The organism is Pseudomonas sp. HP_12 (genome assembly GCF_055283955.1).
The window spans coordinates 88,392-113,340 of record NZ_JBTOQG010000003.1 but is presented as its reverse complement, the minus strand read 5'-3'; the positions used below and the strand labels follow the sequence as shown (position 1 = coordinate 113,340).

Here is a 24,949-nt window from a genome sequence, read left to right as displayed (position 1 = left end):
TCAACCCGTCAGCGCTTGAATCCTGCCTAATCGGCCGCATGTAAAGAACCATCTGGCAGGTTTTCTTTATTAGGTGTGTTCATTACTCCGGCCTGCCCATTTAGGAAGGTGACCCATGCGTATTGACCGTTTAACCAGCAAATTACAACTCGCTCTTTCAGATTCTCAATCACTGGCGGTGGGCCTGGACCATCCGGCCATCGAGCCTGCGCACTTGATGCAAGCGCTGCTTGAACAGCAGGGCGGTTCGATCAAGCCTTTGTTGCTGCAAGTGGGCTTCGACATCAATAGCCTGCGCACCGCGCTGACCAAAGAGCTCGATCAACTGCCGAAGATCCAGAACCCGACTGGCGACGTGAACATGTCGCAGGATCTGGCGCGCCTGTTGAATCAGGCCGATCGTCTGGCTCAGCAAAAAGGCGATCAGTTCATCTCCAGCGAGCTGGTGTTGCTCGCCGCGATGGACGAGAACAGCAAACTCGGCAAGCTGCTACTCGGCCAGGGTGTCAGCAAGAAAGCCCTGGAAAACGCCATCAGCAACCTGCGTGGCGGCGATGCTGTCAACGACCCGAACGCGGAAGAATCCCGTCAGGCGCTGGACAAGTACACCGTCGACCTGACCAAGCGCGCCGAGGAAGGCAAGCTTGACCCGGTGATTGGCCGAGACGATGAGATCCGTCGGACCATCCAGGTGCTGCAACGCCGGACCAAGAACAACCCGGTATTGATCGGTGAGCCTGGCGTGGGTAAAACCGCCATCGCCGAAGGCCTTGCCCAGCGCATCATCAACGGCGAAGTGCCGGACGGCTTGCGTGGCAAGCGTCTGCTGTCCCTGGACATGGGCGCGCTGATCGCGGGCGCCAAGTTCCGTGGCGAGTTTGAAGAGCGCCTGAAAGGCCTGCTCAATGAACTGTCGAAGCAGGAAGGGCAGATCATTCTGTTCATCGACGAACTGCACACCATGGTCGGTGCCGGCAAGGCCGAAGGATCGATGGACGCCGGCAACATGCTCAAGCCGGCGCTGGCCCGTGGCGAGCTGCATTGCGTGGGCGCCACGACGCTCAATGAGTACCGCCAATATATAGAGAAGGACGCCGCTCTCGAACGTCGCTTCCAGAAAGTGCTGGTGGATGAACCGAGTGAAGAAGACACCATCGCCATCCTGCGCGGCTTGAAAGAGCGCTATGAGGTTCACCACAAGGTGGCGATCACCGACGGCGCGATCATTGCGGCGGCCAAACTCAGCCATCGCTACATCACCGATCGGCAGCTGCCGGACAAAGCCATCGACCTGATCGACGAAGCGGCCAGCCGCATTCGCATGGAGATCGACTCCAAGCCGGAAGTGCTCGACCGGCTTGAGCGTCGCCTGATCCAGTTGAAGGTAGAAGCGCAGGCGCTGAAGAAGGAAGACGACGAGGCCGCGATCAAGCGCCTGGAAAAACTCCAGGAAGAGATTCAGCGCCTTGAGCGGGAGTACGCCGACCTCGAAGAAATCTGGACCTCCGAAAAAGCGGAAGTCACCGGTTCTGCGCAGATTCAGCAAAAGATCGAGCAGTCTCGCCAGGAACTGGAAGCGGCGCGGCGTAAGGGTGACCTCAACCGCATGGCTGAATTGCAGTACGGCGTGATTCCCGATCTGGAGCGCAGTCTGCAGATGGTCGACCAGCACGGCAAGCCGGAGAACCAGCTGCTGCGCAGCAAGGTGACCGAGGAAGAGATTGCCGAAGTCGTGTCCAAGTGGACGGGCATTCCGGTGTCGAAGATGCTCGAAGGCGAGCGTGACAAGCTGCTGAAAATGGAAGAGCTGCTGCACCAGCGCGTGATCGGGCAGAACGAAGCGGTCGTCGCGGTGGCCAACGCTGTGCGCCGGTCGCGTGCCGGGCTGTCGGACCCTAACCGCCCGAGCGGCTCGTTTATGTTCCTCGGCCCAACCGGCGTGGGTAAGACCGAACTGTGCAAGGCGCTGGCGGAGTTCCTGTTCGACACCGAAGAGGCGATGGTGCGGATCGATATGTCCGAGTTCATGGAGAAGCATTCCGTGGCTCGTCTGATCGGCGCGCCCCCTGGCTATGTCGGTTACGAAGAGGGTGGCTATCTGACCGAAGCGGTACGCCGCAAGCCTTACTCGGTCATCCTGCTGGACGAAGTCGAGAAAGCGCACCCGGACGTCTTCAACGTCCTGCTGCAAGTGCTCGAAGACGGGCGTTTGACCGACAGTCACGGGCGTACGGTGGATTTCCGTAACACCGTGATCGTCATGACCTCCAACCTGGGCTCGGCTCGCATCCAGGAGCTGGTGGGCGATCGGGAAGGGCAGCGCGCAGCGGTCATGGATGCGCTCACCACGCACTTCCGTCCGGAGTTCATCAACCGGGTCGACGAAGTGGTGATCTTCGAACCGCTGGCTCGCGACCAGATCGCCGGCATCACCGAGATCCAGTTGGGCCGTCTGCGTCAGCGTCTGGCGGAGCGCGATCTGCGCCTGGAACTGTCCACCGAGGCGATGGACAAGCTGATCGCCGTCGGCTACGACCCTGTGTACGGCGCGCGTCCGCTCAAACGAGCGATCCAGCGCTGGATCGAAAACCCGCTGGCTCAGTTGATCCTGTCGGGTGGCTTCATGCCCGGCACCAGCATCAGAGGCACGGTGCAGGACGACGAGATCGTCTTCGGCTGATCTCCGCCTCTATATAGAGGCGCAGAAGGGCTCTCCTGGTGGGAGCCCTTTTTTATGCGCCGTGATTTATTCACTGAACCGCAGGATTTTCGGGGGCTTGAGGACGATCCACAAATAAATCGCAAATCATTGTCTTGAAAGCAATTTAGAGGGTTGACAGGTGTTTCTGGAAATGTAGAATAGCGCGCCTCAGAGACGTGAACGCAGCGATGCAAACAGGTCGAAGAGGCTGACAATGCGGTAGGTTCAGTGAGGTAAATGCCAGATTCGTCTGGTGAAGATTTACTGAATTTGTTGTGTTGAAGCGCGTCAAACGCTGCATCTGAAATTGATAGATTTGAAAAGATCGTTCCGTGATAGCTCAGTCGGTAGAGCAAATGACTGTTAATCATTGGGTCCCAGGTTCGAGTCCTGGTCACGGAGCCAATTTCAAGAGGTAGTACCGTCGGGGTATAGCGCAGTCCGGTAGCGCGCCTGCTTTGGGAGCAGGATGTCAGGAGTTCGAATCCCCTTACCCCGACCATTATTTGGGTCGTTAGCTCAGTTGGTAGAGCAGTTGGCTTTTAACCAATTGGTCGTAGGTTCGAATCCCACACGACCCACCATTTTTGACCTGGTTTCATCGGGTTGGATCTTAGGGAGTGACGCCATTCGCGTCACCCGCTCTGGAAATACCATAGGGTGTTTTCAATGTTTCACCGGGGTATAGCGCAGTCCGGTAGCGCGCCTGCTTTGGGAGCAGGATGTCAGGAGTTCGAATCCCCTTACCCCGACCATTTTCGCCCCAGCTGTATCCGGGTAGAAAATACCGCTGAAGCGCCACTAGCGCTGAAGCTACAAAAAAGCGTCCCTAGGGACGCTTTTTTCGTTTCTGGCATTTACTGAGCCTTGGGCGGGTTAGCCCAGTAAGCTTCGATCTGATTTTTCAGGTCATCGGGGATCGGTGCGAAGTCCAGCGAGCGTGCGTGTTCCTGCCCGCTCTCCAGCGTCCAGCGAAAAAAATCCTGAACGGTCTTCTGACGATCAACGTCCTTGGGCTGCTTGTACATCACGATGAACGTCGCGGCGGTAATCGGATAAGCGTTTTCCCCCGGCGCGTCGAGCTTCGACAGGTCGAAATCCTTCGCGTTTTTCCAGTCTGCTGTGGCCGCTGCCGCCTGAAAGCTTTCGGTGCTCGGCGTCACGAACGTGCCGGCAGCGTTCTGCAGCAGCCCATAATTCAACTTCTGCTGTTTGACGTAGGCGTACTCGACGTAGCCGATCGAGTTTGGCACCTGCTTCACGTACGTCGCCACGCCTTCGCTGCCTTTGCTGCCCATGCCCACCGGCCACTTCACCGACGCGCCCGCGCCAAGCTGGTTCTTCCATTGCGGGCTGACCTTCGCCAGGTAACTGACCCAGTTGAACGTGGTGCCGGAATCATCCGAGCGATACACCACGCTGATTTTCGCGTCAGGCAATTTCACGCCCGGGTTCAGGGCGGCGAGGGCCGGGTCATTCCATTTGCTGATTTTGCCCAGGTAGATGTCGGCCAGCACCGGGCCTGTGAATTTCAGGGTCCCCGGTTTGACCGAGGCGACGTTGATGACAGGAACAATGCCGCCGATCACAGAAGGGAACTGCTGCAGGCCGAAAGTTTGGAGGTCTGCCGAGTTCATCGGGCGGTCAGTCGCGCCGAAATCCACGGCGCCTTCCTTTATCAGGGCAATGCCCGCGCCAGAGCCGATGTACTGATAATTGACCTTGATCTGAGTCTTCTGGTTGTAGTCGGTCGCCCATTTGTACAGCACCGGATAAATGAACGTGGAGCCGGCGCCGGTGACCTCGGACGCTGCGCCTGCCGTGGCGGCCATGGATAGATTGAGCGCGATGCCGAGGCCTGCGGCCAGCATCAGTCGTGAGAGCTGCAACATGGATGACTTCCTGTAATCAAGCGACATCGGGGTGAGATGCGTTGATGGGATCACAGCAAACAGCACGTTTTTATGACAAGACGTGACAGATTTTCTTCATCGGCAGGTTGATCAATCGCGGCGGCCAAGCCCATTATTTACACGTCGCTCCGGGTGCGGATTCATGAGGCCCGGTATAGACTTCAGGCAGTCTTTTCAGGATCGGCCGTTATATGAAGTCGCCAACTCCTCCATTCGAGCAACAGCGACTTGAAGCGCTGCATCTTCTCGAAGTTCTCGACACTCCCCCCGAGGTCGCCCTAGACCGGATCACGCGTCTGGTGGCGCAAGTGCTGAACGTGCCGATCGCTCTGATATCGCTGGTAGATCAGGACCGTCAGTGGTTCAAGTCCCGAGTAGGGCTTGAAGCGACAGAGTTGCCGCGGGAGCTCGCGTTCTGTACGCACGCCATCCTTGAGGCCACCGAGCTTGTGGTGCCCGATGCCGTCGAAGACGCGCGTTTCTGCGACAACCAACTGGTCACAGGCGATCCCCATATCCGTTTTTATGCTGGCGTACCCATACGCACCAGCCAGGGCTTTGCCGTGGGCACGCTTTGCGCCATTGACGCGCAACCCAGAATCCTCACCCCAGACGAGCTGTCCATCCTCCACGACCTGGCCGAGATCGTCAGCCGGGAAATGCAGCTGCGGGAAAACCTGATGCTGACGCGGATTCAGAAGAATCGCTCCGAGGCCTTGTTTCAGGCCAGTGAGGCGGGCTATCGCTCGATGTTCGAGCTGGCGTCGGTAGGCATTGCGCTGGTCGCGCCGGACGGTGGCTGGATCAGCGTCAACGCCGCGCTGTGCGATGTCCTTGGCTACGCGCCCGATGAGCTCAAGCACCTGACGTTTCAGGACATCACCCACCCCGACGATCTGGGCAGTGATCTTGAGATGCTGCATCAGCTGAGCGTCGGTGAAATCAACAGCTACCAGATGGAGAAGCGTTACCTGCGCAAAGACGGCAGAGCGGTTTGGGTCAATCTGAGCGTCACGAAGAAGCTGTCCGAAGCAGGAGAGCTGGAATATTTCATTTCGATCATCCAGAACATTCAGGCGCGCAAGGAGCTAGAGCAGGAGGCCCGACATGACTCCCTGACCGGTCTGCACAATCGCCGCGCCCTGGACTCGCTGTTGCCGATCGCTCAGGCGCGGGCGGATCGCTCCAGATTGCAAATGGCGCTGATGTTCATTGACCTGGATGGATTCAAAGTCATCAACGACAGTTACGGGCACGATGCCGGTGATGATCTGCTGCGCGCTATCGCCACACGTTTGCAGAGCTGCATCCGCAGGACCGACAGCCTCGTGCGGCTGGCCGGTGACGAATTCATCGTGATTCTCGAAGGCATCACGCCGGGCGTGGAAGAAGCGCGCGAAGTGGCTCAGAAACTCCTCGTCGCGGTTGCACAGCCCCTCACGATCAAAGGCGATGTCATTTGCAGCAACGCCAGCATCGGCTTTTCGATGTACGAACCCGGCTCCGGTAAGGCACCGGATGAACTCATGCGCGAGGCCGACCGCTGGATGTACAAGGCCAAGCATCTGGGCAAAGGGCGGGTGATGCCGTAACGGGCGCGCACTCTCGCGCGCGCCCGGTAAGACGGGCGTGTGGAATGGGGGGAATGAGGCCCGCCGCATTTACGCGACGGACCTGCAGGGCTAAGCCTTAGTGCAGCTTCATCCGTGGCTCGGTGCCGCGACCGATTCGGCTGCCCAGCATGAGCATCAGCGTGCGGAACATGCCGTACAGCGCCATCTGATGCATGCGGTACAGCGAAACGTAGAACATGCGCGCCAGCCAGCCTTCGAGCATCACACTGCCGGTCAGGTTGCCCATCAGATTGCCGACCGCCGAAAACTTCGACAGCGAAATCAGCGAGCCATAGTCCTTGTAGCGATACTCGGGCAGCGTGCCGCCCTCGATGCGCAGCTTCAGCGATTTCACCAGCAACGACGCTTGTTGATGCGCCGCTTGCGCACGGGGCGGGACGTTGCGGTCGGTGCCTTTTTGCGGGCAGGCCGCGCAATCACCGAAGGCGAAGATATTGTCGTCGCGGGTGGTCTGCAGCGTCGGACGCACTTGCAGCTGGTTGATGCGATTGGTCTCAAGGCCGGCGATGCCTTCCAGAAATGCCGGCGCGCGGATGCCCGCCGCCCAGACTTTCAGCGTTGCAGGAATCACCTGACCGGTCGCAGTCACCAGGCTGTCAGCCGTCACCTCGCTGACCGCCGAATTGGTCAGCACCGTGACGCCCAGTTTTTCCAGCGTCTTGTGCACCGGTCCGCCAATGCGTTCCGGCAATGCCGGCAAGACGCGCGGGCCGGCCTCGATCACCGTGATGCGCAGATTTTCCGGCTTGATCTGGCCGAGTCCGTAGGCTGCCAGTTCGTGCGCCGCGTTGTGCAGCTCTGCAGCCAGCTCGACACCCGTGGCCCCGGCACCGACGATGGCGACGTTGATCTCCTCGGCCACATCCGTCTGGCTCGCGTGGGCGCGCAGATAGCGATTGAGCAATTGCTGGTGGAAGCGCTCGGCCTGCTTGCGCGTGTCAAGGAACAGGCAGTGTTCCGCTGCGCCTTTGGTGCCGAAATCATTGGTCGTGCTGCCCACCGAAATCACCAGTGAGTCGTAATCCAGGCTGCGCGCCGGGACAAGCTCATTGCCGTTTTCGTCGAGGGTTTCGGCCAGGTGGATCTGCTTGTTTTCCCGATCCAGACCGGTCATGCGACCCATCTGGAACTGAAAGTGGTTCCACTTGGCTTGCGCCACGTAGTTCAGCTCGTCCTCATAGGAGTTGAGCGAACCGGCGGCCACCTCGTGCAGCAGCGGTTTCCAGATGTGGGTCAGGTTGGCGTCGACCAGCGTGACGCTGGCGGTGCCTTTCTTTCCCAGGGTTTTACCCAGACGGGTAGCCAGCTCCAGACCGCCAGCGCCTCCGCCGACAATCACAATACGATGGGTCATGGGGATATCTCATAAGGCTTAAGGAATTCTGTGTCAGCGCAATCCGCGCGAGCGCAAGGCAGCTCATAGCGTCAGATTGCTCTGTAAATTGCTCAAAAAGGGCCCGGTCCAAGCACCACCACAAGGAGCCGCCAACGCCAAAAAGGCCGGCGCTCGACTTGGGCGGGGGGCTCGAACGTACGCTTCGACACGCGCGGTGTCGGCAGGTTTCAGGCGGCTGATCATTTGAGGCTCTTTATCACTATTGACCCGGATCAGGAAACGGCGCTGTTGGCTGCGTTAAAGTCCTGGACGCTCGGTTCGATTGGCTCGATACACAAAACATCATCCAGACGCACGATGCCGCTTTGTATCACCCGCGCGGTGATTCCGCCATGGCCGCGAACGGCCTGGAAGATGCCGTGGCCGAGACGTTGGTCAAGGCGCGCGCAGGGTTGGCACCAGCCAGTGGTTTCGAAGATCGCCTGACCGATGCGGAAACGTCGGTTTTTCAGGCTGAACAGGTTGATGCCGCTGATCACGATGTTGCGTCGCAGATCCTGGGGCAACACCGGGTTGTCCTCGGCCCGGCCCATCAGCGAGCTGACCACGGCGAAATGCTCCCACTGGATTAGCGTCACCTGTCGGGCGTTGCGCGGGCCAGGGCGTGCGTGATCACCCGTCAGGCCTGCTTCGCGACGGGCTTCCACGGCGTCCAGCTCAACCATCTCGCCACGGGATTCCGGGCGCACGCCGATCCAGCGCACGCGTCCACGCTGGGGTACATCGGCGATCAATTCCTGCAACGGACTCATAAACTGATTCCCACATCAAAAACCACGCTGCGGCCCAAATTGGTCCGCAGGAAATCCGGGGCATCCGGATGGGCGAACAATACCCGGGCGAAGGTCGGCCCGACCAGCGAGAGTGATCGCCAGCCCTGACGCAGATACTCGGTAGGCGGCGGAAAGTGGCTGTTCAGGTCGAGCACCTCGCGCTTGAGGCTGGCGAAGGCGATGATGTCGAGTTCGCCCAGATCCAGCCCGCGTTCTTTGTAGTTGTGAGCTTTTTTGCGCAGGGTTGGCGCCAGGCGCCGCAGCAATTCGGCAGCGGGGATGCGTTTGGGTTTGGCTTCCCGGCGCACCAGTTGGCTGAGGGAAAACGCGCTGCGTCGGCGTTGCAGTTCTTCGCGCCATTCATCGTTCAACCGACGACCTTCGTCCAGAACGAAGAACACTTCAAAACACGCATCGCGAAACAGTACGTCCGGCGGCTCTTGCCCGGCAGGCAGGAAGTCGTCGGTGCGATGGGGAATGTTCAGGCCCTGCAGCAACCGTTCGCACACCCAACGTTCGCGCTCCCACTTGCGCGCATTGGACAGAAACGCATTGGCTTGCTCGGCCTGGCTCGTCAAAAGACGCAGATAATCGGAGTCATCCATGGCGCCAAGCTTAACGCTCTGGAGGGGAGAAGAAACACTGGGGCCGAGATAAAGTTGGCCGGGGAGGCGCTGATCCATTTAAGGAGCTGCCCGGCCCATGAGCGGGGTCTGACAGGCTACAAATCCCGCTGCTTCCTGAACTGCCCCGGCGGCATGCCGTGGGCGTGGCGGAAACGCCGCGAGAAGTAGGCCTCGTCGGCAAACCCACACAACCGCGCCACTTCCCCCACCGGTTTGCTGCCGTTGAGCAGCAGCGTGCGTGCGAGGTGCATGCGCCGTTCCAGCACCAGTTCGCTGAAGGTCTTGCCGACTTCCTTGCGCAGCCAGTGGGTCAGGTAGTTGGGCGACAGAAACGCGGCTGAAGCGGCTTTTTTCAGGCTCAGGTCCGGGTCGTCGAGGTTCTTGCGCACGTACTCCGACATCCGCGCCAATGCATCGCGGCGGCTGCGCTCGGCGGCGTTGTCATCGGCCAGCCGCTTGATCGGCTCGGCGTACAGCTGGCAGACCGTGCCGATCAGTTGCAGCAGGCACCCTTTGAGCACCTCCCGCGTGCCGAACTGCCGGTTCGCATCCAGCTCGCGCATCCGGCCCAGCAAATGCTCGATCTCGGCGAAGTCGTCGGCGTCCAGCGTGAAATCCAGATGCTCCTGAAAACGGAACGGCGAAAGCTCCGGGGCGAGGGCGATGGCCACGTCTTCGAGGTCCAGCGGGTCGCATTGCAACTGGGGCAGCAGGAAGGTCTGGGCAAAGTTGATCAGCAGAAAATTGCCTTCCGGCGGATGCGGGATCAGATGCAATTTGTGCGGGAGGATGAACGCCAGCGTGTTGCGCGGGAAGGGCCGGACCACGCCGCCAATGTGCTGCACGGTGTCGCCGCCGAGGTTGATTTGAATCTGAAAATATTCGTGCCGATGGGGCGCGGTCTCCGGTTTGCCCTCGGTTTTGCCGCGGATGTAAAAGTCCGGCCGCTCACTGCGCTGCTGCATGCCGTAGGTGGGTACGCGATTGACGGAATCCATCGAGTGCTCCTCGTCGTGTATTTCTTATTGTCGGTCGTCGTATGACCAAATCCAAAAATTTCATCAGCGTGGTGGCGAGTCGATTTGTCCAAGAATGGTCTGACTGGTCTCCTTATACAGACCGCTCTAGCGCAGGCATTTTCGCCCCCTTTTGGTTGCTAATTGCTGTTTTAGCACGCGCGCTGTTTTTTGGACAATTCATTACGGGCACCTGTTGAAATCCAAAAACGTTCTAAGCATCGTCTTGTTTAAAACCAGTCGTACGATAACTTGGGGGTGCACGTCATCACTCGATACCAATAAAAACAATGAGGACTTCTCATGTCGAGCAACCCTGATATTCAGGCGATGGATGCTGTCGTGGCCGCACCAGTCACTGCCGCTCCCGCCCGACCTATGACCCACCGTCGCTGGTTCATGCTGTCGCTGTTGCTGATCGCCACGATCATCAACTACGTCGACCGCGTCAACATCTCCATCGCTGCGCCTTTCATGGCCAAAGACCTCGGTCTGGACAAGGTCGAAATGGGCCTGATCTTCTCCGCTTTCGCCTGGACCTACGCCTTCGCTTTGGTGCCCGCCGGCTTCATCGCCGACCGGTTCGGTTCGCGCTTCACCTACGGTGTCTCACTGATCTCGTGGTCGGCCGTCACGGTGTGCCAAGGCATGGTTGGCGGTTTCGCTTCATTGTTCGGTTTGCGCCTGGCGATCGGCGCGATGGAAGCCCCGGCGTTCCCGGCCAACAGCCGCGCGGTCACGGTCTGGTTCCCGGCGCGGGAGCGGGGCATGGCCAGCAGCATCTATGTGTGCGGGCAGTATCTGGGCACGGCGCTGTTCACCGGTTTACTGCTGTGGCTCGCGACGACCTATGACTGGCGCCACGTCTTTTACAGCACTGGCATTATTGGCATCGTTTTCGGGATTGCCTGGCTGTACTTGTACCGCGATCCGATGAACTGCAAGAAGGTCAGCAAGGAAGAACTGGCCTACATCGAAGACGGCGGCGGCCTGGTCAAAAGCAGTCAGGAGCGAAACAAATTCAAGTGGGCGCAAATCGCCGAGCTGCTGAAATATCGCCAAGTCTGGGCCATCTGCCTGGGCAAGTTCGCCAGCACCTCGGCGCTGTACTTTTTCCTGACGTGGTTCCCGACCTATCTGATTGAAGAGCGGCATTTGACCATGGTCAAGGTCGGCATCTTCGCAGTGCTGCCGTTCATTGGCGCCACGGTCGGCGTACTGCTGGCCGGGTTCATCGCCGACTGGATGATCCGTCGCGGGTACTCGCTGTCCTTCTCTCGCAAGCTGCCACTGGTGGTGGGTTCGGCGCTGGGCATGTCGATCATGCTGGTCAACTTCACCGACTCCAATGAAGTCTGTATTGCGCTGCTCACAATCGCCTTTTTCGCACAGGGCATCGCGTCATCCTCCTGGGCGGCCGTGTCGGAAATCGCACCCAAGGAACTGATCGGTCTGACCGGGGGCATCACCAGCCTAGCGGCCAATATCGGCGGCATCGTCACGCCGATTGTCATCGGGCAAATCCTGCACGTCACCGGCAACTTCGCCTGGGCGTTCTGGTTCATCGGCGGGGTGGCGTGTATCGGCACGCTGTCTTATTCACTGTTGCTCGGCCGCATTTATCGCATTGAGCTCAAGGCCCGGTAACCGCTCAAGAATGTGTGTGTGAACTTATGCCGTACTGGGCAGAGGCGTATGTAAATACGCCTTTTTTAATGCCGTCGATATTGAGTTTTTTAGTCCAGCGCAAACACGGTTTTGTCCAACTTTCCCGCCGTTTGATCCCGTAGTCTGAAATGCATCTGGCTGGGTTGAGCGTCTTTCGGTGATAAGGAATTCCATGAACAACTTTGTATTCGAACCGCCCCGAGTCAGCAGTCTGCCGGTGCATGGCAGTGACGCGCGATTCCCCATTGGCCGGGTGTTTTGCCTGGGCCGTAATTACCCGTGGGGCGATGTAGTCAGTGCCGAGCGCGAAGCCCCGGCATTCTTCATGAAGCCGGCGACATCGGTTGTGGACGCGGTGGGCGAGATCGCGTTTCCGACCCAGACCCAACAGTTTTGCCACGAGATCGAACTGGTCGTCGCCATCGGCAAGGGCGGCTATGAGATCGACGCCGAAGACGCGCTGGATCACGTGTGGGGATACGCCGCAGGCCTTGATTTGACCCGCCGCGATCTGCAAATGGCGGCCAAGGCGGTGGGCAATCCATGGGAGCCGGCGAAGGCGTTCGACGGCTCTGCGCCGATCGCGCCCATTCGCCCGGCAGGCCGCGACGGTCACGGGCGAAAAGGCGCCATCTGGCTGAGCGTCAACGGCGTCGAGCGTCAGCGTTCCGACCTTGAGGGCCAGATCTGGTCGGTGAGCGAAGTCATCAGCCAGCTTTCCCATTCCGTCACGTTGCGCGCCGGCGATCTGATCATGACCGGCACGCCGCCCGGCGTTGCATCGCTCCAACCGGGCGACGTGATCAACGGCGGCATCGACGGCATCGGCGAATTTGAAGTGAGAGTGGGCGAGCGCCGCTGAGCGATGCATCCAGAACCGCAGCATTTTGATGAGCAACAAGGAGAACAATAATGACTGATCAATCCGTTTCGAAAATTGCCCTGGTCACCGGCGCGGGCAGTGGCATCGGCCGCTCCGTCGCGTTCGGCCTGCTTGAAGACGGCTACAAGGTGGTGGTGACCGGGCGTCGTCTGGAACCCCTCGAAGAATTGGTGGCGCAAGCGCGCGAGCAGGGCGGTGAAGCGTTGGCGGTGTCGTGCGATGTGCGTGATCCGGCCAGTGTCGATCATCTGTTCGCGACCATCGAGGAGGTGTATGGCCGCCTCGACCTGGTGTTCAACAATGCTGGCGTCAACGCCCCCGCCGTGCCGATGGACGAGCTGCCCATCGAGAAGTGGCTGAGCGTGATCGACACCAACGTGACCGGTGTTTTCCTGTGCAGCCGCGGCGCGTTCGGCCTGATGCGCAAACAGTCGCCCCAGGGTGGCCGGATCATTAACAACGGTTCGATCTCCGCCCATGTGCCACGCCCGTTCACCGGGCCGTACACCGCCAGCAAGCACGCCGTGCTGGGGCTGACCAAAAGCCTGGCCCTGGACGGTCGCGAATTCAACATTGCTTGCAGCCAGATCGACATCGGCAACGCGCTGACCGAGCTGTCGGTGCGCATGACCAAAGGCGTGCGTCAGGCCAATGGTTCGACCGCCATCGAGCCGATGATCGACGTCAAGCACATCGCCGACGCCGTGCGTTATATCGCCGCGCTGCCGCTGTCGGCCAACGTGCTGAACATGACCGTCATGGCCACCAACATGCCCTTCGTGGGCCGTGGTTGATCCGTCCGAATTCGAGATGAGCGAGATACCGATGAAACCTGAAATCCTCCAGCTGAGCCCGATCCTGATCCCTGACATCAACGCGCGGCTGAACGAGCTTTACACCGTTCGCCCGTACTTCCAACAGGCCGACAAGGTTGCTTATCTGCGCGAGCACGGCGCCAACATCCGCGGCGTGGTGACTGGCGGTCACACCGGCATCACCCGCGAAGTGATGGAGCAGTTGCCGAACGTGGAAGTCATCGCGGTCAACGGCGTCGGCACCGACGCGATTGATCTGGCCTACGCGCGGGACCGTGGCATTCGTGTCTCGGCCACTATCGGCGCGCTGACCGAAGACGTCGCCGACCTCGCCATCGGCTTGCTGATTTCAGCCTGCCGCGGGCTGTGCACCGGCGACCGTTATGTGCGCGCCGGCGCCTGGGCCAAGACCGCGACGCCGCTGGTGCCGCTGCCACTGGCGCGTCAATTCAGCGGCATGCGCATCGGCATCGTCGGCATGGGCCGGGTAGGGCGGGCCGTCGCCACACGCGCTGCTGCGTTCGGCTGCCCCATCAGCTACACCGACCTAAGCGCCATGGGCGACGTGCCTTACACCTTCGTCGGCGATCTGGTCGAACTGGCCGCGCAAAGTGACGCGCTGATCGTTGCCGCAGCTGCGGACAAAGCCAAAGGCATTATCAACGGCAAAGTGCTGGAAGCGCTGGGCGCGCAGGGGTTTTTGATCAACGTGGCGCGGGGCAGCCTGGTCAATGAGCCGGACCTTGTTGCAGCGCTGGAGGCAGGGTCAATTGCTGGCGCGGGGCTGGATGTGTTCGCTGACGAGCCCCATGTGCCGGATGCCTTGTTCGCCCTGGAAACCGTGGTCCTGCAACCCCACCGCGCCAGCGCCACCGTTCAGACCCGCACGCGGATGGGTGAGATGGTGCTGGCAAGTCTGGCGGATGGCCTGGCGGGGAAAGTGCCGGTGGGGAGTGTGGTTTGAAGGGCGTGATTGACTAAGCTGAAGCGCGTTCCTCGCGAAGCCGGTATTCCAGCCGCCAGAGATGCAGCGGATGTTCCTATCTCTTCGCGAGCAAGCTCGCTCCCACAGGATCGGCGCCATACCCAAGAATTCTGGGTTAGATCACGGACTTGTGGGAGTGAGCTTGCTCACGAAGATGGCATTTCATCCGCTGAAGAATCAGCGGTTATACCCGCTTCTTCGCCAGCGAGCTCCCGAAGGGTCAGTGTCAAAACGCCCCCGACTCAACCGACAGCTCAGCCACCAGAAAATCAATAAACGCCCGAGTCTTCATCGGCACCCGCCGGGACGAGGGATACACCGCGTTGACCGTAATGGCCGGCGCTTCCCAATCGCACAGCACCGGTACCAGCCGCCCATCCGCCACCGCGCGCTCGACGATAAAGTTGGGCAGCAGCGCGATGCCCATTCCCGCCACGGCCGCCTGCGCCAGGATGTCACCGTTGTTGGCGTGCAATGGCCCGGTCACCGTCACGCGCTGGGTATCCTTGCCGTTGCACAGCTGCAGACTCACGCCGCTCTGCAGATAGCCGTAGCTCAGGCACTTATGGTGTGCCAGATCCTTCGGCGTTTGCGGCGTGCCTTCGCGCGCCAGGTAGTCGGGCGAGGCCACCATGATCCTCGGCGCCGGGGCCAGTGAGCGCGCGATCATCGACGAATCCGGCAGGCTGGCGATACGAATCGTCACGTCAAAACCGCCCTTGACCGGATCCACCTGCTGATCGCTCAACACCACTTGCAGCTCGACGTTCGGATGCAATTCATTGAAGCGCGGAATCAGTGGCCCCAGACGACTCAGTCCAAACGACATCGGCGCGTTGACCCGCAACACGCCGCGTATCTCACCCATCCCTGTGCGCGCCCGTTGCTCGGCTTCGTCCAAGGATGCGATGACATCACGACACGCGTCGTAGTACTCAGCGCCCGCTTCCGTCAGATGCAGGCTGCGCGTGGTGCGCTGCAGCAACTGCACGCCGATGGCCTCTTCCAGCGCCTGAATCTGTTTGCTGACTTTCGAGCGCGGCACATCCAGCTCGCGGGCTGCTGCGGCAAAGCCATTTGCGCCCACCGTCGCGACAAACGCGCGCATGCATTCGATACGATCCATGACCGTCCCTGAATTAGAAACAATGAGTCCCGATTCTATGGGATTGTTCCTTAAGCAGCCAGTCCGTAAATTCACTCCCAAGCCAGCCGCCAAGCAACCAGCGCAGCGGCTAACCCATATCGAACTCACTGCTGACTACTAAGGAATCTACCCATGTCCATTCGCGAACTGCTGAACCCAACCAACGCTGCTCTGATCCTGATCGACCACCAGCCGCAAATGGCTTTCGGCGTTCAGTCGATCGACCGCCAGACGCTGAAGAACAACACAGTCGGGCTGGCCAAGGCCGCCAAGATCTTCAACGTGCCGACCATCTACACCTCGGTCGAAACCAAGAGCTTCAGCGGTTTCATCTGGCCTGAACTGCTGGCGGTGTTCCCGGATCAGCAGCCGATCGAGCGCACCTCGATGAACTCGTGGGAAGACAAGAAGCTGGTGGAAGCGGTCAAGGCGACCGGCCGCAAGAAGCTGATCATCGCCGCACTCTGGACCGAGGTCTGCCTGAACTTCCCGACGCTGGACGCGCTGGCTGAAGGCTACGAGGTGTACATCGTCACTGACGCTTCCGGCGGCACGACCAAAGAAGCTCACGACATGTCGGTGCAGCGAATGATTCAGGCAGGCGCCGTGCCGGTGACCTGGCAGCAGGTGCTGCTCGAGTTCCAGCGCGACTGGGCACACAAGGACACCTACGAAGCGGTGATGGAACTGGTGCTGGAACACAGCGGTGCTTATGGCATGGGCGTCGATTACGCATACACCATGGTTCACGGCGCGCCGCAGCGTAAGTTGGGCTAAAACTCTCGGCCACAAAAAAAGCTTCGCGATTTAGTTCGCGAAGCTTTTTAGTTATTGCGATTTAATGCGGGTCGCGGACCATCCGGCCGCTGAGTTAAATCAATGCTGACGAGGGTCTAGATCACCCGAAAACAGCTCGTCTTCAGCATCCGGCGCCACCGGAATCGCATGTTCTTCCGACGCCCAGGCGCCCAGGTCGATCAACTTGCAACGGTCCGAACAGAACGGCCGGAATTTACTCTCCGGCGTCCATTCCACGGGCGCTCCGCAGGTTGGGCAATCGACGGTCATTGGTTGGCTCATCATTGGCCTCCACGCAAAGTTAAATAAAAGTGATGCAGACGCTCGACTTCGCTTTTCAGCCAGGCCGGGTCACGGTCATTGACGATCACATCATCGGCCCGGCTCAAGCGCTCATCGCGACTGGCCTGCGCCTTGAGAATCGCCCGCACCTGCTCCTCGTTGGTCTTGTCGCGCAACACCGTGCGCTCGATCTGCACCGATTCCGGCACATCAATGACCAGCACCCGCTGCACCATCTGGTGCTGAGAAGTCTCCAGCAGCAGCGGCGACACCAGAATTGCGTAAGCCGACTCAGCGCGCGCCAGGTACTGACGGATTTCCTCGCGTATCAACGGATGCAAAAGGCTTTCGAGCCAGACCCGCTGTTGCGGATCCTTGAAAATCAGCTCGCGCAACGCTGAGCGATTCAGCGTGCCATCGGCCTGCAACACGCTGGCGCCGAAGTGCTCGGCAATCTGCGTCAGGGCAGGGCGCCCGGGTTCGACGACCCAGCGTGCAGCGTTATCGGCGTCCACCAAGTGCACGCCCAGCTCCATGAAGCACTGAGCCGCCGCACTCTTGCCGCTGCCGATCCCACCGGTGAGGCCCAGAATCCAGGGTTTTGACGCAGGAGAAGTCATCTGAAACCGGCGATCTGCAAATACGAAGTCGTTATTTGATCACCCCAGAGCAAAGCGATCCACCCCGCGAGTGCCAGATAAGGACCGAAGGGGATCGGCGTGCTTGTTTCGACATTGCGCAAGCGCAACAGAATCAGGCCCAACACCGCCCCGACAATCGAAGACAGCAGAATCGTCAGCGGCAGAATCTGCCACCCGCCCCACGCGCCGAGCATTGCCAGCAACTTGAAGTCGCCGTAACCCATGCCCTCCTTGCCGGTGATCAGCTTGAACAGCCAGAACACACACCACAACACCAGATACCCCGCGACCGCGCCCCACAGCGCATCGGTCAGCGACGTGAACAGGCCGAACGCGTTCACGATCAGGCCCAGCCACAACAGCGGCAATACGATTGCGTCCGGCAGAAGCTGGTGGTCGGCATCGATCAGGCTCATCGACAACAGTCCCCACGTAAGTAGCAGCATTGCCCCTGCCTGCCAGCCGAAACCGAAATGCCAGGCGATAAAGGCCGAGAGTAAGCCACACGCCAATTCTACCAGTGGGTAGCGCTTGCTGATGGGGGCTTTGCACTGGGAACACTTGCCGCCGAGGAACAGATAACTCACGACCGGAATGTTCTCCCACGCGCGGATTTTGTGTGAGCAACGCGGGCAGCGGGAGTGGGGGAGGATGAGGTTGAAGGTTTCTGTTTTTGGCTCGGGGGGGAGGTCGAGCATTTCCCGGGATTGGGTTTTCCAGTCGCGGATCATCATTAGCGGTAATCGGTAGATCACGACGTTCAGGAAGCTGCCGACGAGCAGGCCTAGGATCAATGTGCATAGTACGAAGGCCAGCGGTGAGCTGGCTAGGAGGTCGAGGAGGGGCATGGTTAGACGACACTGCCGAGTTTGAAGATTGGGAGGTACATAGCGATAACAAGCCCACCGACTATGACACCAAGAAAAGCCATGATCAGAGGTTCCATGAGGCTGGTAAGACTATCGACCATATTATCGACTTCTTCCTCATAGTAAGTGGCAACCTTGTCTAGCATTGAGTCCAAAGCCCCGGACTCCTCACCAATAGCAGTCATTTGCACCGCAAGCATGGGAAACACCCCAGTACTACGCATAGAAAAATTTAGCTGCATGCCGGTGGACACATCTTGCTTGATCTTATTAACTGCGTTTTTAAATACGATATTGCCCGTGGCCCCTGATACGGAATCCAAGGCCTCTACGAGCGGCACGCCGGCGGAAAAGGTCGTGGAAAGGGTTCTTGCATAGCGAGCTACTGCAGATTTGTAGAGTAGCGGACCGATCACTGGGATTTTGAGTACGGCACGATCGACCCAATTCCGAAATTTTTCTGAGCTTTTATGAATTCGCTTCAAACCTAGATAAATTGCTACTAAAGTGGCGAGTATTATGTACCAGTAGCCCTGTACGAACTCTGAAAGGTGAACAACCATCAATGTGAATGCGGGAAGTTCGGCGCCAAAGCCTTCAAATATAGACTGAAATTGCGGTACAACTTTTACGAGAAGTATAGCGGTTACGACGAAAGCGACCACAACAACCGCAATAGGGTAACTCATTGCTTTTTTGATCTTTGACTTAAGAGATTCTGTTTTTTCTTTATACGTTGCTACACGATCGAGCAGCGTCTCCAGTGCGCCAGCCTGTTCACCCGCGTCCACAAGATTGCAATATAAATCATCAAAGTATTCGGGCTTTTGACGAAGCGATGTCGCTAAGCTGTGGCCGGAGGCGACGCTCTGTTTGATGTCGTCCAGCAATTTTCGCATTTTCGGGTTTTCCGAACCCTCTCCGATGATTTCAAACGACTGTAATAGCGGTACCCCGGCTTTCATCATGGTTGCCATTTGACGCGTGAAAAACGCGATATCCAACGGTTTTATTCTTTTCCCGCCGCCAAGTATTGAAATAGATTTCTTTCGAACCTTTGTAGGGTTAATTCCTTGTTTTCGCAGTTGGGCCTTGACGAGCGCAGGGTTATGTCCGTTGAGCTCGCCATTGACCTTGTTGCCTTTTTTATCGAGCCCTTCCCAAGTAAAGACGCTGACTTTTACTGCTTTGATCGCCATCGTTAGTCCTTGGTTACCCTATTGATTTCTTCCAGGCTGGTCAGCCCATGCATGGCCTTTAGAAGCCCGGAGGTACGCAGGTCGTTGTAACCGTCTTTGCGCATTTGTGTCGCGATATCAATCGAGTTGCCTTCCTCCATAATGATGCGTTCCAGTGCAGGAGTGTTTTTCACGACTTCATATATGCCGACTCGCCCCTTGTATCCTGCGTTGCAATGCTCACAGCCTACCGGGGAGTAAAGCTTGAAGCTGCCGATACGGTCCTCGGGGAATCCCTCAGATAGCAAAGTATCCCGCGGTACCGAAATTTCCTTCTTGCAGTGAGGGCATAACTTTCGAGCAAGGCGCTGGGCAATGATTAGGTTAATGGCGGTGGCTATGTTAAATGCCGCAACGCCCATGTGATGCAGGCGGGTCAGGGTCTCGGCTGCACTGTTGGTATGCAGCGTGGATAGGACCATGTGGCCGGTTTGCGACGCTTTTATCGCTATCTCGGCAGTCTCCAAATCACGGATTTCGCCCACCATGATGACGTCAGGATCCTGACGTAAAAATGCTCGCAGTGCTTGAGAGAAATCCATTCCTTGTCTGGGGTTGACGTTGACCTGATTAATACCTTCCAGGTTGATTTCGACTGGGTCTTCTGCGGTGGAAATATTGATATCCGTGGTGTTAAGGATGTTAAGCCCTGTGTAGAGCGATACGGTTTTGCCAGAACCCGTCGGCCCCGTTACCAAGATCATTCCCTGGGGCTTGCTCAACGCCTCCAGATACAGCGCCTTTTGTTCTGGTTCATAGCCAAGCGCATCAATTCCCATTTGAGCGCTGGTGGGATCTAGGATCCTCATTACGATTTTCTCGCCCCATAGCGTAGGCAAGGTATTTACTCGAAAGTCGATGGCTCGGTTTTTTGATATACGGAGCTTTATTCTGCCATCTTGTGGTCTGCGGCGCTCTGAGATATCCAATCCCGCCATTACTTTGAGCCGCGCGGCGATGCGACCTGCCAGCTGGGTCGGCGGCTTTGCCACCTCATGCAGAATACCGTCAGTACGTAGACGTACTCTAAAGATCTTCTCGTATGGCTCAAAATGTAGGTCCGACGAACCTAACCGGATAGCGTCCATTAACATTTTGTTCACGAAGCGTACGACTGGCGCATCCTCAGCGTCGACTTCACCGAGCATCGTCTCCTTGCTATCGGAGGTAGTCTCAATCTCTAGACTCAGATCAACATCGGCCATCTCGCCGAGGCCGGTGCTAGTATCGAAAAACTTGTCAATGCCCGCCGTCAGCTTATCGTCTTCAATCAGGATAGCTTCAGTGGTCAGGCCGGTACTGAACTGAATGTCGGTGATCGCTTGGTGGTTGGTAGGGTCCGAAACCCCTACGAATAGCTTGTTACCGCGCCGCCACAGTGGCAGAGCATGATGCTGGCGGATCAGCTTCTCGCTAACCAATCCTCTAGGCTGACTATCTTTGTCGAGGTTGGTCAAATCCAAGAAAGGCAGGCCGAATTGGTCGGAAGCCATTTCCGCAAGAACCAGGCTATTGACGAGCTTACTTTGTACGAGGTAGCTCACCAGCGAAAGCCGGTCTTTTCGTGCTTGCTGGTACGCCTGCTGAGCTGTTTTTTCGTCGAGTAATTCAGCGACGACGAGCTGTTTAGCTAAACCGGTTAGGACGACATCAGTCATTACAGCCACCAGATACGGACAAGGCTTGTTTATAGCGCAGTCAGACAAGGCTGCCAATCAACCTCCTGCTAGTGACAATAAATGTCACATTCTGCCCAGAATCCAGACCCTACGTACTTTTCATTCATAGCAACGGCTCAATCTTTGCCGTAGCGTTTGTTGGCACGGCAAATGCTTGATCCCTAAGCGTGATCTAATAATTGACGGTGGAGAAGTCGTGATGAACTCACAGAAAGGTTTTACTTTGATCGAACTGATGATCGTGGTCGCGATCATCGGCATCTTGGCGGCAATCGCGCTGCCTGCTTATCAGGATTACACAGGTAAATCGCAGTTAGGGGCGGCGCTTGCTGAGATCAATCCGGGCAAAACATTGGCTGAGACAAGAATCAACGAAGGCGCTGCGGCGACTACCTCTGTCACTGATATCGGCCTGACCGCTTCGACTACCCGCTGCGCAACCACTGCATCGGTTGCTGTCGACGGCACCGCCAGCATTTCTTGCGCAATCAAGGGGAACCCGGCAGTGAACAACAAGGCAGTAACACTTTCGCGCACCACTGCTGGCGTCTGGAGCTGTACAAACACCACTAAGTACTCTGTGTCGGGCTGCGCGGGCACTGGTAGCTGATAAACTCTGCAATTTACGACCTGTTACTATAGCGGTCGGTGCGTCAATTGAACCCGGCCTTTATACGCCGGGTTTTTAATGCTTGTTAGGGTACTTGTTGGGTTGAGGTTGCGATGCGAGACGCAATGAATAGAGGATTTGTTTTTTTTGTGAGCTTGTTTTTTTTTCTATTAATTGCACCCGTTACTCTGCATGCATTCGTGGGGCACGATTCACAACGCGTTTTCCAGATTGCTACTGTTCTGGTTTTGTTGGTGATTACTCTTTTCGGTCCTTTGGTCCGTCCCCAGCAACTTCTCCCTTTGCGATCCGTCCAAGTAGTCAGTATTACGTTGTTCGTGCTGGCTTTAAACTCGGTAATACTTGCGCACCAACCGGAGTGGGCTTTAACAGAGTTAGCTTTGATTGCGAGTTGTATTGGGTCGAGCTTGATAATCGCCGAAAGACGGCGTGACCTGGGGCATCGATTAGATCGGCTACTTTGGATTCTTGTAATCATCCTCTGTACCGTCAAGTGCGTTCAGTTCGGTGCTGGGTTGCTAGCAGCATTCACAAGCGGTTTCAAAACTTTGGATACCGATATTCTGTTGGAAGGCTTCTCAAACAAACGTTTTTATGGGCAGTTTCAGACGTTTACGGTTCCTCTACTAGCGTTTTCGTTATTAGCTATTACTAGGCCGGCGGAAAAAAAGTGGGCCTTTATCTTGCTCACTTGCTGGTGGGTGGTCGCCATCTCGGGCGGGACGCGGGGCACGTGGATGGGCATGGCGGGCGCCGCTGCAGTGTTAGCGCTTTGTGGTATTCAAGGTCGGCGCTGGGTCGGCTGGCAGGTGCTCGCGATGCTTGCCGGCCTGACATTATTCTGGTTGCTCTTCAGCATTTTGCCGAGCAAGTTGGATATTGAAGTTGTGAATTTCGCAGGCGACAGGCTAAGCACATCGCTCTCCGCCCGTGAAATTATTTGGCACCAAGCGTGGGAAATGATTAAGGAGCGGCCGCTCCTAGGGTTCGGCCCTATGCACTTCGCTGACATCCCTAATCCCGTAGCGGCACATCCCCATCAAGCTATCTTGCAGTGGGCCTGCGAATGGGGGATCCCTTCTACACTTTTGGTAATGTGGCTCGTCTCTAAAGGATTATGGGCTACGTTCCGTTTGATTAGCGCGAACCACAGGTCGACTGAGCCTGTGGACTTATTGCGAGTCTGTCTGTTTGCGAGCTTGATTGGCGCGTTGACTCAGTCAATGGTCGATGGCGTTATCGTAATGCCCTACTCTCAGTTGTGGCTCGCTATTGTCGTGGGCTGGCTGATTGGTATCCATGAATTTTCGCCTGAGCCCCCAGCGGTACGGCCAATTGCGCAAAAAGGATGGATTGCAATATTGACATTGGCCGTCTTATATCTGGGCTATGTAGCCTTTCGTGATGCCCCAAATCTTGATCAGCGGGAGCAGGTTTATATCCAGGAACATGGGGAACGATTCCAGCCTCGATTTTGGATGCAAGGAGTCATCGCGCAGCCTGGTGGCCGCTTGTTGGAGCAAACGAATACTGATAATTTCGCACCATTACCAACGCCGAAATAGCTCAGTCGGTAGAGCAGCGCACTCGTAACGCGAAGGTCGTAGGTTCGATTCCTATTTTCGGCACCATTTCTCATCAGCGTTCACATAGAAGGCCAAAGCTCAACGAGCATAAGCGTCAACCCGAGCATCACTCCGGTCTCGCGACCTTCCTCAGTAGTTATTATAAGGTCGGTTCGTGTTACCTCCATCGAATAGCTCCATCTCTCCAATCTGCCCGACTCGCCAGCATCACGGTTCCTGCCAGAAGGTGTATTTGCAATGGAGCTAGCGCCGAGAGCATCACTCATCAAGCAGTTGGCTCCCTTGGCAATGCAGTGGGGCGTGACGGCTTACTCCGCTGCAGTCTCGTTGGGCCTTTCGGTCCTGTTCGCACGCAGTATGGGTTCAAGCTCGTTTGGGCATTACACCTACATCTATGTGCTGGTGAGCGTTGTTGTGCTTATGCAGGATGCAGGTTTCAACACGCTCTTGATGCGGGAGCGTGCGTCGCCATCCGCTGCTCTAAGCACACGTTACTCAGAACTACCAAGCACTGCGCTGATGCACCTGCTGCTAACAACTTCAGTTTTCCTGTTGCTGGCTGGCGCATTGCACCTTTGGGTAGACGGGCCTGCTCTCATGGCCGGCATCTTCTGCTTCGCCATGATCACTCTCACTCAATGGCAGTCCTCTTGGTTTAAGGGCGCCGGAAATTTTGAACGAGATGCCCAGTTTCTTTTCTATGGCAGAACCGTAAGCGCCTTGCTTGTACTTGGATCGGTGCTCATCGCTGGCGCTGCCCCGGTGTCGATTTTTCTTGCTTGGGGGCTTGGCCTTGGGCTGACACTCGCGTGTCACTTCAAGCACTTCCCAGCGCTGCGTCGAATTGAGTGGAAGGTGCCGGTTTGGGCCTACCGCAGTTCGTTGAGTTTCTTCGCGGTCGGCCTTGCTTCCACTCTCTATCACCACATTGACATCATTATTCTCCGGCACCTGTTGGGAGAAGTGCCTGCGATTGGTCAGTATGCGGTAGCGACGCGGATCCAAGACGGCCTGATGGCGCTGGCTACGCCGGTGGCTCTGATGCTATTTCGGAGGATGAGAATACTGGCAGTGGATGGCGACGAGGGAAGCCGATTCAGCCGCAACTCAGTAGTTGGAGCGGCGTTCGTTGGTTTGCTTTTGGCGGTGGGCGGATGGGTACTTGGCCCTTGGGTAGTAGGCCTCTTGTTCGGAAGCGATTACTCGGATGGGGCCCACACCATCATTCGTCTGCTGTTTGCCGGACTGATTTTTGCGCTTCCAAACTATGTGATGGAGCAGCATGCCATCGCCACCCAGCATGAACGATGGTTTGCGAAGAGCTTAATTATTGCCGTTACAGTGAACGTCGCACTGAACTTCATATTGATTCCGGTCATGGGCGTTGATGGCGCGGCGCTTGCGACTGTGCTGACTGAGATATGCCTATGTTCTGCGCTTTGCTTGAAGCTGCGCCGGACTTTGTTTAGTTGATTATTTAAGGCCGACGGAGTCATGCCTTAAAATGCACAGCGCCCAAGGGAATAGGGCGCTGAGGGTCAAAAAGCGATCAACAAATTCCCGGCGGAATCCCGTCCTTATTGAAATCCTTCAACCGCTCCTTCTCCTCCTCAGTCGAGTGAGCCGGAACGTCTTCTTCAGGTTCAACAGGTTGCTTCTCGTCAGCCA

The 24,949-nt window shown here is 57.5% G+C and carries 21 protein-coding genes and 5 tRNA genes; 15 read left to right on the top strand and 11 right to left on the bottom strand.

What is annotated here, in order from left to right:
- The first annotated feature begins 115 nt into the window (after nt 1-115).
- The 5 genes from clpB (at nt 116) to ACYASU_RS03995 (ending at nt 3,456) form a co-directional block, all read left to right on the top strand.
- Nucleotides 116-2,680, top strand: coding sequence for an ATP-dependent chaperone ClpB (gene clpB / locus ACYASU_RS04015; protein WP_282367068.1), 2,565 nt, complete (start codon nt 116-118; stop codon nt 2,678-2,680).
- 350 nt (nt 2,681-3,030) lie between these two features.
- A tRNA-Asn gene (locus ACYASU_RS04010) sits at nt 3,031-3,106 on the top strand.
- A 20-nt stretch (nt 3,107-3,126) separates the two neighbouring features.
- Nucleotides 3,127-3,203 (top strand) — tRNA-Pro (locus ACYASU_RS04005).
- A gap of 6 nt (nt 3,204-3,209) precedes the next feature.
- A tRNA-Lys gene (locus ACYASU_RS04000) sits at nt 3,210-3,285 on the top strand.
- A gap of 94 nt (nt 3,286-3,379) precedes the next feature.
- Nucleotides 3,380-3,456, top strand: a tRNA-Pro gene (locus tag ACYASU_RS03995).
- Between the two features lie 102 nt (nt 3,457-3,558).
- On the opposite strand, the gene pstS is transcribed toward ACYASU_RS03995, so the two are convergent.
- Nucleotides 3,559-4,593 carry a phosphate ABC transporter substrate-binding protein PstS gene (pstS, locus tag ACYASU_RS03990; protein ID WP_463582015.1) on the bottom strand — a complete coding sequence of 345 codons (1,035 nt, stop codon included), beginning with the start codon at nt 4,591-4,593 and terminating at the stop codon, nt 3,559-3,561.
- 212 nt (nt 4,594-4,805) lie between these two features.
- On the opposite strand from pstS, the gene ACYASU_RS03985 reads away from it, so the two are divergent.
- The gene (locus ACYASU_RS03985; protein ID WP_463582014.1) at nt 4,806-6,206 is read left to right on the top strand and encodes a diguanylate cyclase domain-containing protein; all 1,401 of its coding nucleotides are present in this window, start codon (nt 4,806-4,808) and stop codon (nt 6,204-6,206) included.
- 97 nt (nt 6,207-6,303) lie between these two features.
- Here the strand turns inward: ACYASU_RS03985 and ACYASU_RS03980 are convergent, their stop codons facing one another.
- The 4 genes from ACYASU_RS03980 to ACYASU_RS03965 form a co-directional block, all read right to left on the bottom strand.
- Nucleotides 6,304-7,602 (bottom strand): NAD(P)/FAD-dependent oxidoreductase, encoded by a 1,299-nt coding sequence (locus ACYASU_RS03980; protein WP_282367062.1) that lies wholly within the window; start codon nt 7,600-7,602, stop codon nt 6,304-6,306.
- A gap of 254 nt (nt 7,603-7,856) precedes the next feature.
- A complete protein-coding gene (locus ACYASU_RS03975; protein ID WP_463582013.1) occupies nt 7,857-8,396 on the bottom strand; it encodes an MOSC domain-containing protein in 540 nt (179 codons plus the stop codon).
- Nucleotides 8,393-9,022: a DUF1780 domain-containing protein gene (locus ACYASU_RS03970; RefSeq protein WP_074888345.1), complete on the bottom strand. Its 630-nt coding sequence runs from the start codon at nt 9,020-9,022 to the stop codon at nt 8,393-8,395. The genes ACYASU_RS03975 and ACYASU_RS03970 overlap by 4 nt, the downstream gene beginning before the upstream one ends.
- Nucleotides 9,023-9,138: 116 nt before the next feature.
- Nucleotides 9,139-10,041 carry a helix-turn-helix transcriptional regulator gene (locus ACYASU_RS03965; protein WP_192173372.1) on the bottom strand — a complete coding sequence of 301 codons (903 nt, stop codon included), beginning with the start codon at nt 10,039-10,041 and terminating at the stop codon, nt 9,139-9,141.
- Between the two features lie 348 nt (nt 10,042-10,389).
- On the opposite strand from ACYASU_RS03965, the gene ACYASU_RS03960 reads away from it, so the two are divergent.
- The 4 genes from ACYASU_RS03960 to ACYASU_RS03945 all read left to right on the top strand — a co-directional run bounded on the left by ACYASU_RS03960 (nt 10,390) and on the right by ACYASU_RS03945 (nt 14,389).
- Entirely contained in the window at nt 10,390-11,706 is a 1,317-nt protein-coding gene (locus ACYASU_RS03960; protein WP_463582072.1) for an MFS transporter, read from the top strand.
- Between the two features lie 193 nt (nt 11,707-11,899).
- Nucleotides 11,900-12,589 (top strand): fumarylacetoacetate hydrolase family protein, encoded by a 690-nt coding sequence (locus ACYASU_RS03955; RefSeq protein ID WP_463582012.1) that lies wholly within the window; start codon nt 11,900-11,902, stop codon nt 12,587-12,589.
- 50 nt (nt 12,590-12,639) lie between these two features.
- Entirely contained in the window at nt 12,640-13,404 is a 765-nt protein-coding gene (locus ACYASU_RS03950) for an SDR family oxidoreductase (RefSeq protein ID WP_463582011.1), read from the top strand.
- A gap of 31 nt (nt 13,405-13,435) precedes the next feature.
- A complete protein-coding gene (locus ACYASU_RS03945) occupies nt 13,436-14,389 on the top strand; it encodes a 2-hydroxyacid dehydrogenase (RefSeq protein ID WP_463582010.1) in 954 nt (317 codons plus the stop codon).
- Nucleotides 14,390-14,636: 247 nt separating this feature from the next.
- Here ACYASU_RS03945 and ACYASU_RS03940 read toward each other — a convergent pair whose 3' ends face one another.
- Entirely contained in the window at nt 14,637-15,536 is a 900-nt protein-coding gene (locus ACYASU_RS03940; protein WP_463582009.1) for a LysR family transcriptional regulator, read from the bottom strand.
- 153 nt (nt 15,537-15,689) lie between these two features.
- On the opposite strand from ACYASU_RS03940, the gene ACYASU_RS03935 reads away from it, so the two are divergent.
- Nucleotides 15,690-16,334, top strand: a complete 645-nt coding sequence (locus tag ACYASU_RS03935) for a hydrolase (RefSeq protein ID WP_108118958.1) — start codon at nt 15,690-15,692, stop codon at nt 16,332-16,334.
- Between the two features lie 99 nt (nt 16,335-16,433).
- Here ACYASU_RS03935 and yacG read toward each other — a convergent pair whose 3' ends face one another.
- From yacG to pilB, 5 genes are read right to left on the bottom strand one after another with little or no spacing between them, the layout of a single operon-like run.
- Nucleotides 16,434-16,637, bottom strand: coding sequence for a DNA gyrase inhibitor YacG (yacG, locus tag ACYASU_RS03930; RefSeq protein ID WP_074888353.1), 204 nt, complete (start codon nt 16,635-16,637; stop codon nt 16,434-16,436).
- Nucleotides 16,637-17,257, bottom strand: coding sequence for a dephospho-CoA kinase (gene coaE / locus ACYASU_RS03925; protein ID WP_463582008.1), 621 nt, complete (start codon nt 17,255-17,257; stop codon nt 16,637-16,639). Before coaE ends, yacG begins: the two co-directional genes overlap by 1 nt.
- Entirely contained in the window at nt 17,254-18,126 is an 873-nt protein-coding gene (locus tag ACYASU_RS03920; RefSeq protein ID WP_463582007.1) for a prepilin peptidase, read from the bottom strand. The genes coaE and ACYASU_RS03920 overlap by 4 nt, the downstream gene beginning before the upstream one ends.
- Nucleotides 18,127-18,128: 2 nt before the next feature.
- On the bottom strand, nt 18,129-19,346 hold the full coding sequence (locus ACYASU_RS03915) for a type II secretion system F family protein (protein ID WP_463582006.1): 1,218 nt from the start codon (nt 19,344-19,346) through the stop codon (nt 18,129-18,131).
- 2 nt (nt 19,347-19,348) lie between these two features.
- A complete protein-coding gene (gene pilB / locus ACYASU_RS03910) occupies nt 19,349-21,043 on the bottom strand; it encodes a type IV-A pilus assembly ATPase PilB (protein WP_369303717.1) in 1,695 nt (564 codons plus the stop codon).
- A 220-nt stretch (nt 21,044-21,263) separates the two neighbouring features.
- Between pilB and ACYASU_RS03905 the strand changes: the two genes are divergently transcribed.
- From ACYASU_RS03905 to ACYASU_RS03890, 4 genes are all read left to right on the top strand, one after another.
- Nucleotides 21,264-21,674: a pilin gene (locus tag ACYASU_RS03905; protein ID WP_463582005.1), complete on the top strand. Its 411-nt coding sequence runs from the start codon at nt 21,264-21,266 to the stop codon at nt 21,672-21,674.
- Between the two features lie 125 nt (nt 21,675-21,799).
- Entirely contained in the window at nt 21,800-23,260 is a 1,461-nt protein-coding gene (locus tag ACYASU_RS03900) for an O-antigen ligase family protein (protein WP_463582004.1), read from the top strand.
- Nucleotides 23,251-23,326: transfer RNA gene (locus ACYASU_RS03895), tRNA-Thr, on the top strand. Before ACYASU_RS03900 ends, ACYASU_RS03895 begins: the two co-directional genes overlap by 10 nt.
- A gap of 192 nt (nt 23,327-23,518) precedes the next feature.
- Nucleotides 23,519-24,754 (top strand): oligosaccharide flippase family protein, encoded by a 1,236-nt coding sequence (locus ACYASU_RS03890; RefSeq protein ID WP_463582003.1) that lies wholly within the window; start codon nt 23,519-23,521, stop codon nt 24,752-24,754.
- Nucleotides 24,755-24,949: the final 195 nt, after the last annotated feature.

Coding starts and splice junctions, on each gene's coding strand:
- ACYASU_RS03970 (WP_074888345.1), bottom strand. CDS start 9,022: ATGGATGACTCCGATTATCTGCGTCTTTTGACGAGCCAGGCCGAGCAA.
- ACYASU_RS03920 (WP_463582007.1), bottom strand. CDS start 18,126: ATGCCCCTCCTCGACCTCCTAGCCAGCTCACCGCTGGCCTTCGTACTA.
- ACYASU_RS03975 (WP_463582013.1), bottom strand. CDS start 8,396: ATGAGTCCGTTGCAGGAATTGATCGCCGATGTACCCCAGCGTGGACGC.
- ACYASU_RS03980 (WP_282367062.1), bottom strand. CDS start 7,602: ATGACCCATCGTATTGTGATTGTCGGCGGAGGCGCTGGCGGTCTGGAG.
- yacG (WP_074888353.1), bottom strand. CDS start 16,637: ATGAGCCAACCAATGACCGTCGATTGCCCAACCTGCGGAGCGCCCGTG.
- ACYASU_RS03890 (WP_463582003.1), top strand. CDS start 23,519: ATGGAGCTAGCGCCGAGAGCATCACTCATCAAGCAGTTGGCTCCCTTG.
- pilB (WP_369303717.1), bottom strand. CDS start 21,043: ATGACTGATGTCGTCCTAACCGGTTTAGCTAAACAGCTCGTCGTCGCT.
- ACYASU_RS03900 (WP_463582004.1), top strand. CDS start 21,800: ATGAATAGAGGATTTGTTTTTTTTGTGAGCTTGTTTTTTTTTCTATTA.
- ACYASU_RS03945 (WP_463582010.1), top strand. CDS start 13,436: ATGAAACCTGAAATCCTCCAGCTGAGCCCGATCCTGATCCCTGACATC.
- ACYASU_RS03985 (WP_463582014.1), top strand. CDS start 4,806: ATGAAGTCGCCAACTCCTCCATTCGAGCAACAGCGACTTGAAGCGCTG.
- ACYASU_RS03905 (WP_463582005.1), top strand. CDS start 21,264: ATGAACTCACAGAAAGGTTTTACTTTGATCGAACTGATGATCGTGGTC.
- ACYASU_RS03955 (WP_463582012.1), top strand. CDS start 11,900: ATGAACAACTTTGTATTCGAACCGCCCCGAGTCAGCAGTCTGCCGGTG.
- coaE (WP_463582008.1), bottom strand. CDS start 17,257: ATGACTTCTCCTGCGTCAAAACCCTGGATTCTGGGCCTCACCGGTGGG.
- clpB (WP_282367068.1), top strand. CDS start 116: ATGCGTATTGACCGTTTAACCAGCAAATTACAACTCGCTCTTTCAGAT.
- ACYASU_RS03965 (WP_192173372.1), bottom strand. CDS start 10,041: ATGGATTCCGTCAATCGCGTACCCACCTACGGCATGCAGCAGCGCAGT.
- ACYASU_RS03960 (WP_463582072.1), top strand. CDS start 10,390: ATGGATGCTGTCGTGGCCGCACCAGTCACTGCCGCTCCCGCCCGACCT.
- ACYASU_RS03950 (WP_463582011.1), top strand. CDS start 12,640: ATGACTGATCAATCCGTTTCGAAAATTGCCCTGGTCACCGGCGCGGGC.
- ACYASU_RS03935 (WP_108118958.1), top strand. CDS start 15,690: ATGTCCATTCGCGAACTGCTGAACCCAACCAACGCTGCTCTGATCCTG.
- pstS (WP_463582015.1), bottom strand. CDS start 4,593: ATGTTGCAGCTCTCACGACTGATGCTGGCCGCAGGCCTCGGCATCGCG.
- ACYASU_RS03940 (WP_463582009.1), bottom strand. CDS start 15,536: ATGGATCGTATCGAATGCATGCGCGCGTTTGTCGCGACGGTGGGCGCA.
- ACYASU_RS03915 (WP_463582006.1), bottom strand. CDS start 19,346: ATGGCGATCAAAGCAGTAAAAGTCAGCGTCTTTACTTGGGAAGGGCTC.